Origin of the sequence: Aquabacterium sp. UBA2148 (genome assembly GCF_002328915.1) — a bacterium.
In the GTDB taxonomy this organism is placed as follows: Bacteria; Pseudomonadota; Gammaproteobacteria; order Burkholderiales; family Burkholderiaceae_C; genus Aquabacterium; species Aquabacterium parvum.
Genome location: NZ_DCXA01000090.1, coordinates 9,766 through 17,261, shown reverse-complemented (window position 1 = coordinate 17,261; position 7,496 = coordinate 9,766). Strand labels below are relative to the sequence as shown.

The window sequence follows — 7,496 nt, the reverse complement described above, 5'->3', positions numbered from 1 at the left end:
CGAACGCGGCTACACCGCCGGCACCTTCAGCTTCAACGCGGGTAACGGGCGCTGCCCGACCTGCGGCGGCTCGGGCTTCGAGCACGTCGAAATGCAGTTCCTCTCCGACGTGTACCTGCGCTGCCCCGATTGCGACGGCACGCGCTTTCGCGCCGAGGTGCGCGAGGTGCAGATCGAGCGCCTGAACAAGAAGCTCAGCATCTCGGATGTGCTGGAACTCACGGTGGCCGAAGCGGTGCGCTTGTTCGCGCAAGACGTGGAGGTGGTGCGCGCGCTGCAGCCGCTGTCCGACGTGGGCCTGGACTACGTGAAGCTGGGCCAGCCGGTGCCGACGCTGTCAGGCGGTGAAGCACAGCGCCTCAAGCTCGCCGGCCACCTGGTGGAAGCCGCCACGCAGATGAGCAAGAGCGGCCAGCGCACCGCGCGCAAGGGCACGCTGTTCATGTTCGACGAGCCCACCACCGGCCTGCACTTCGATGACATCGCCAAGTTGATGCGGGCGTTTGGCAAACTGCTCGACGCCGGCAACAGCATCATCCTGATCGAGCACAACCTCGACGTGATCCGCGCTTGCGATTGGCTGATCGAACTCGGGCCCGAAGGCGGCGACGCGGGCGGTCAGATCGTGGCGCAAGGCGCACCCGAAGACCTCAAGCACGGCAACTCCCACACGGCCGTGGCCTTGCGCGAGTACGAAGCAGCGCTGGGCCTGCAAGACGAAGGCAGCCAAGCCACGGTGGTCAAAGCCGAAGAAGGCGGCACCTCGCTGCAAGCCATCATCAAGGCCCGTCGCGATCAACGCCGTGCAGCCGCCGCCAAGGCACCGGGCCACGATGCCATCGAGGTCGTCAATGCGCACGAGAACAACCTGCGCGGCATGAGCGTGAACATCCCGCGCGGCAAGTTCAACGTCATCACCGGCGTGTCGGGCTCGGGCAAGTCCACGCTGGCCTTCGACATCCTCTTCAACGAAGGGCAACGCCGCTACCTCGAATCGCTGAATGCCTACGCGCGCTCGCTGGTGCAGCCGGCCGGCCGGCCCGAGGTCGATGCGGTGTATGGCATCCCGCCCACCGTGGCCATCGAGCAGCGCCTCTCGCGTGGCGGTCGCAAGTCCACCGTGGGCACCACCACCGAGGTGCACCACTTCCTGCGCCTGCTCTACGTCAAGCTGGGCACCCAGCACTGCACCACCTGTGTCGACGCCGACGGCCAGCCCATCCCCGTGCTGCCGCAAACGCCCGAGGCCATCGCCGCGCAATGGCTGCGCGAGTACCGCGGCCAGCACATCGGCCTGATGGCGCCGCTGGTGGTCAACCGCAAGGGCGTCTACACCGAGCTGGCCAAGTGGGCCTCGGCGCGCGGCTTCGACCACCTGCGCGTGGACGGCGAGTTCCTGCCCGTGGCGGGCTGGGGCACCACCAAGGGCCCCAAGATCGACCGCTACCGCGAGCACACCATCGAGCTGCCCGTGGGCGACGTGGTGGTGACCCCCGAGAACGAAGCCCGCCTGCGCGAGCTGCTGGCTTCGGCGCTCGAACATGGCAAGGGCGTGGTGCACCTGATCACCGGGCTCGAGGGCCTGTCCGAGGCCTTGTCCACGGGCAAGTCCACCCTGCACATGGGCCGCGTGAAGGTGTTCTCCACCCAGCGTGCGTGCCCCAGTTGCGGCACCAGCTTCCCGGAACTCGACCCGCGCCTGTTCAGCTACAACAGCAAACACGGCTGGTGCGCCGACTGCGTGGGCACCGGCCTGGCGCTCACGCGCGAGCAGCGCAAGGTGCTCGACGACTCGCAGCAGGACGACAACAAGGGGCGCGAGCAGACCTTCGCCGAACCCGATGTGGAGGACGTGGAAGACGCCGAATGCGGCACCTGCCACGGCGCGCGCCTGAACCCCGTCGCGCGGGCCGTGACCATGCGCGGGCAGTCGATCGCCGAGGTGTCTGCGCTGTCGGTCAAGGACTCGCGCAAGTGGAGCGAGAAGCTCAAGCTCGACGGCCGCGAGGCCACCATCGCCCGCGACATCGTCAGCGAGATCAAGTCACGCCTGAGCTTCATGGAGCAGGTCGGCCTGGGCTACCTCAGCCTCGACCGCGCCGCGCCGACCTTGTCGGGTGGTGAAGCCCAGCGCATCCGCCTGGCCGCGCAACTCGGCAGCAACCTGCAGGGCGTTTGCTACGTGCTGGATGAGCCCACCATCGGCCTGCACCCGCGCGACAACCAGCTGCTGCTCGACGCCCTGCACACGCTGGGCCAGTCGGGCAACACGCTGGTGGTGGTCGAGCACGACGAGGACACCATCCGACGCGCCGAGCACGTCATCGACATCGGCCCCGGCGCCGGTGTGCGCGGTGGCACCGTGGTGGCCGAAGGCACCGTGGCCGACGTGATGGCCAGCGAGGCCTCCGTCACCGGCCGCTGCCTGCGCTCGCCCATGCAGCACCCGCTGCGCGTGGACGAGGCCGGCGCGCCCATCGGTCGCCGCAAGGTGGACAAGGGCACAGCGCAACTGCAACTGAAAGGCGCCAAGCTGCACAACCTGCAGGACGTCAACGTCAAGGTGCCGCTGCAGCGCCTGGTGGGCGTCACCGGCGTGTCGGGCTCGGGCAAATCCACGCTGGCGCGCGACGTGCTGCTGGCCAATGTGCAGGCGGCGCTCGCCATCCCCTTCAAGGAGCGCGCCACCACCCAGCCCACCTGGCATGGCTGCGACAGCCTCGAAGGCTGGGGCGCCGTCGACCGCGTGCTCGAAGTCGACCAGACCCCGATCGGCAAGACACCGCGCTCGTGCCCGGCCACCTACATCGGCTTCTGGGACACCATCCGCAAGCTCTTCGCCGACACACTCGAAGCCCGCGCACGCGGCTGGGGTGCCGGCCGCTTCAGCTTCAACACCGGCGAAGGCCGCTGCCCCGAGTGCGAAGGCCAGGGCATCCGCACCATCGAGATGGCGTTCCTGCCCGACGTGAAGGTGCACTGCGACGCCTGCAACGGCATGCGCTTCAACCGCGAGACGCTGGCCGCCACCTGGCGCGGCAAGCACATCGGCGACGTGCTCAAGATGGAAATCGACGAGGCCGTCGAGTTCTTCGGCTCCATGCCCTCCATCGCGCACCCGCTGCAGCTGATGCAAGACGTCGGCCTGGGCTACCTGACGCTGGGCCAGCCCTCGCCCACGCTCTCGGGTGGCGAGGCGCAGCGCATCAAGCTGGTGACCGAGCTCAGCAAGGTGCGCGACGACATCACGCGCCGCGGCCAGAAGGCGCCGCACACCCTGTACGTGCTCGACGAGCCCACCGTGGGCCTGCACCTGGCCGACGTCGAAAAGCTCATCCGCGTGCTGCACCGCCTGGTGGACGGCGGCCACAGCGTGGTCGTCATCGAGCACGACCTCGACCTCATCGCCGAGGCCGACTGGGTCATCGACATGGGGCCGGAAGGTGGCTCGGGCGGCGGCAAGGTGGTGGCCGAGGGCCCACCCGAGAAGCTGGTGGACAAGGGCACGCACACCGGCGTGGCCTTGAAGGGCGTGCTGAACCGTTGAAACAGTCCGCAACTGTCGGCCGCTGATACACGCGGCTCGCAGACCAGCAAGGCATGGCGCTCAGCATGCGTGGCATCGCCACCTGCCTGAGCGCCCTGCCATGCCACAGCAAACTGCCCCCTCCGCCGACCACCCACTTGACAGCCTGGGCCTGCAGGGCGACCTGCGTCGCATGGCCGCCCTCGAGGCACCCGATCGCCGACGCGCCATGACCTGGCTTGCCGCGCTGGGCGGAGGCAGCCTGCTGGGCGCCACGGGGCTGAGCGGCTGCGGCGGGGGTGGCGACGCGGCCACTTCAAGCAGCACCTCGGGCAACGGCACCGTCACCGCAACCAGCTCAAGCGGCGAGGTCTGCAGCGTCATCCCCACCGAAACCCAGGGCCCCTACCCGGGCGACGGATCCAACAGCGCCAACGGCAGCGTCGTCAACGCGCTGATGCTCTCGGGCATCGTGCGCAGCGACATCCGCACCAGCGTGGGTTCGGCCTCGGGCACCGCGGCCGGCGTGCCACTCACGCTGCGCGTGCGCCTGGTCAACGTCAACGCCAGTTGCGCCACGCTCGAAGGCTGGGCCATCTACCTGTGGCACTGCACGCGCGACGGCAAGTACTCGCTCTACTCCAGCGGCGTCACCGGCGAGAACTACCTGCGCGGCGTGCAAGCCACCGACAGCAGCGGCACGGCTACTTTCACCACCATCTTCCCCGGGTGCTACAGCGGGCGCATGCCGCACATCCACTTCGAGGTCTACCGCAGCATCAACACAGCCACCAGCGCCGACAACAAGCTGCTGACCTCGCAGATGGCCTTCCCCACCGAGGTGTGCGAGTCGGTCTACGACACGGCCAGCGGCTACAGCGCCAGCGTCGCCAACCTGGCCCAGGTCAGCTTCGCCTCGGACAACGTCTTCTCCGACGGCCACGACACGCAGATGCTCAGCATCACCGGCGATGTCGGCAGCGGCTACGTGGCCACCATCACGGTGGGCATGTCGGTCTGATCAGCCCTCGACGGGCAACGCGCCCCCGCGCCACGCGGCCCAGCCCGCCAGCGTGAGCCACGACAGCGCCGTCGTCCACATGATGAGCCGAGCCACCCGCGTGGTGTCGGCGCCTTCGCGCTCGGCCAGCATCGACACGTTGCTGGCCGACGGCAGGGCCGCGGCCATCACCAGTGTGGTCAGGCCCGGGCCCGACAGTGGCCAGCCCAGGGCGTGGACCAGCTCGCCCGCCGCCAGCACCAGCAACGGGTGCAGCAGCAGCTTGGCCGCGACCAGGACGGACAGCACCCCGTGTCCGGCACCGTGCACGACACCTGGGCTGGCACCTTGAACTGCAAGGGGTGAACCGCCTGCCACCCTCTTGCCCACCTTCAACTGCGCCCGCGCCAGGATCGCCCCCAGCGTGAACAGCGCGGCCGGTGAAGCGGCCAAGGCCAACAGCCGCAGCGTGTCGTCGACCGCACGCGCCATCTGCCAGCCACTGGCCCACCACGCCACGCCCAAGGCCATCGACCACAGCAGCGGGTTGCGCAAGGCGCCTTTCAACGGCGCCACCCACAGCCCCCACCACGAGCCCGACGCACCCCGGTGCGCCCAAGCCAGGCACAGCGAGCTCAGCAGCAGCACGTCGATGATGAGCGTGGCCGCCACCGGCCCGGCCGCCTGCGCGCCCAGCAAGCCCGTCAGCAAGGGTAGCCCCAAAAAGCCCGTGTTCGGAAAAGCCGCCGCCAGCGCCACCAGCCCCGTGTCGCGGTGCGGCCAGCCCGAACGCCGACCCAGCCACAGCGCCAGCGCCGTGATGCAGCCGCCTCCCAGCCCATAAGCGAGCAGCAAGCCGGCCAAGCCAGGCTGCATCAGCGCCCCACTGGCACCGAGCCGAAACAGCATCGCCGGCAGCCCGAAGAACAGCACGAAGCCATTGAGCGCGCCGATGCCCCCCGGGTCCACCAGCCCGGCGCGCACCGCGCCCCAGCCGCACAACACCAGCAAAAAGAAAGGCACGAACAACCACAGCAGATCGGTCATGGGTCCAGATTGTCGCCCCGCGACGCCGTTACCGCGAACGGGCCGCGCCAACGGGTAAGCACGGAGCACGCGTCCTGAGAAGCCCCCGTGGTTTACCCAGAAGAGGTGGTTTCGGACAACAAAGTGGTCAGTCCTGCCAATCCTCATTTGGGCGGCGCTGCCTACGATGGCCCGCAACGCTGCCCCCCATTCCAAACACCCGGAGACCCCGATGTCCACGCTCACCCTGCCCCACCGCCTCCACCGCGTGGCCCCATGCGCCCTGGCCATCGGCCTGGCACTGGCCACCCTCGGCACCGCCCAAGCCCAGACCACCACGCTCGGCACCCGGGGCCTGACCAGCCAGCCCAACCCTGCCATCACCAGCAACAGCGACGCCACCTGGCCGGCCTACACCCGCGCAGAGCGGTATGCAGGCGCGAAGACCCTGCCACTTCAATTCATCACCCTGAGCAACGGCAAGAAGCTGGGTGTGTACGTCTCGCTGCCGGCGAACGCCCTGGGCATGGCGGCCTCGGGCAAGTTCCCCGTCGTGCTCACGCAGACCGCCTACCGCATCGACATGTCGCAGCTCATGGGCGTGGTCTCGCCGGGTGACACCACCTTGCTCATCGGCGGCCTGGACAAGTTCATGGTCAAGCGCGGCTACATCACCGTGGCCGTTGACTCGTACGGCACCGGCATGTCCGAGGGCGTGACCGAGCTGCTCGGCGAAGAAGAGCAAAAGGCCTATGGCGAAACCGTCAACTGGATCACCAAGCAGCCCTGGTTCAACGGCAGCATCGGCGTGGCCGGCACCTCGTACCTGGGCATCACGTCGCTGCTGACCGCCGGCCAGGGCCACCCCGCCATCAAGGCCGCGTTCGCCGAGGTGCCGATGGGCGACGCCTTCCGCGGCACCGTGGGCACGGGCGGTCTGCTCAACGCGCAGTTCCTGGCCACCTGGTTGCCGCTGACGCAAACGCTGTCGGTCACCAACCAGCCGGCCCAACTGCTGCACCCGCAACACGCCACGCAAATCGGCAAGGCCACCAAGGACCACGTCGCCGCCATCAACGCCTGGTACTTCCCGACCATCGACCGAGGACTGGCGGGTGAAGTCGGCATCGCCACCGACGACGGCAGCTTCTGGTCGGTGCGCTCGCCCATCGAGAAGACGCCGCAGATCAAGGTGCCCACCTTCGTGATCGGCGCCAGCGCCGACATCTTCCAGCGCGACGAGCCGCTGATCTACGAACAGCTCAAGCGCAACGTCACCACCAAGCTGGTCATCCACCCTGGCTACCACCTGCAGTCGGTGCTGACCGCAGCCAAGGACCACAACAACGCCACCGAACAGGGCTCGCCCGGATCGGCCGCCCTGCTGCTTCAGTGGTTCGATCAGTACGTGATGGGCCTGCCCGCCGGCGCCGACAAGCTGCCCAACGTGACCCAGCATGTCGATGGCTACGGCGAGAGCGGCAAGTCGCGCTACGCCATCTCGACCGACTGGCCCCACCCGCAGATGAACCCGCAGCGCTGGTACCTGCGTGGCGACCGCGTGCTGCGCCAGGATGCCCCGGCTGCTGCAGACCAGAACCAGATCGTCATCGAGCCGCCGGCGCCCACGGTCACCAAATCCACCATCCTGGGCGGCACCGTGGCCCAGGCCAAGGTCACGCTGCGCGACAGCACCGACTGCTCCAACAGCCACGCACAGTGGACGCTGGGCATGAGCGGCCTGCTGCCCAAGGACTGCCAGAAGGACAGCCGCCAGGTCGAAGAGGCCCAGGGCTCGATCGTCTACGAGAGCGCGCCGCTGGCCAGCGACCTGTACCTCAACGGCCCCATCCAGGCCGATGTGTGGATGCGCGCCTCGAAGACGCAAGCCGCCGTGTCAGTGCGCGTGGACGTGGTCGACCCGTCGGCCGGCACGGTCAAGCC

Annotated in this window: 3 protein-coding genes and 1 pseudogene; 3 read left to right on the top strand and 1 reads right to left on the bottom strand. The window is 68.6% G+C overall.

Annotated features, from left to right (window positions below):
- A pseudogene (locus B2W70_RS04850) lies at positions 1-3,547 on the top strand (excinuclease ABC subunit A); the annotation flags it as partial.
- A 100-nt stretch (positions 3,548-3,647) separates the two neighbouring features.
- Positions 3,648-4,547 (top strand): intradiol ring-cleavage dioxygenase, encoded by a 900-nt coding sequence (locus B2W70_RS04845; protein WP_286743410.1) that lies wholly within the window; start codon positions 3,648-3,650, stop codon positions 4,545-4,547.
- On the opposite strand, the gene B2W70_RS04840 is transcribed toward B2W70_RS04845, so the two are convergent.
- Positions 4,548-5,573 carry an AEC family transporter gene (locus B2W70_RS04840; RefSeq protein ID WP_286743409.1) on the bottom strand — a complete coding sequence of 342 codons (1,026 nt, stop codon included), beginning with the start codon at positions 5,571-5,573 and terminating at the stop codon, positions 4,548-4,550. It abuts the gene before it with no gap.
- Positions 5,574-5,784: 211 nt separating this feature from the next.
- Here B2W70_RS04840 and B2W70_RS04835 point away from each other — a divergent pair.
- Positions 5,785-7,496, top strand: a 1,712-nt coding sequence (locus tag B2W70_RS04835) for a CocE/NonD family hydrolase (RefSeq protein ID WP_286743407.1), incomplete at its 3' end; no start/stop codon positions are given.

What these genes read in the sequence shown, in the direction of transcription:
- B2W70_RS04845 (WP_286743410.1), top strand. Translation starts at nt 3,648, where the DNA reads ATGCCACAGCAAACTGCCCCCTCCGCCGACCACCCACTTGACAGCCTG.
- B2W70_RS04840 (WP_286743409.1), bottom strand. Translation starts at nt 5,573, where the DNA reads ATGACCGATCTGCTGTGGTTGTTCGTGCCTTTCTTTTTGCTGGTGTTG.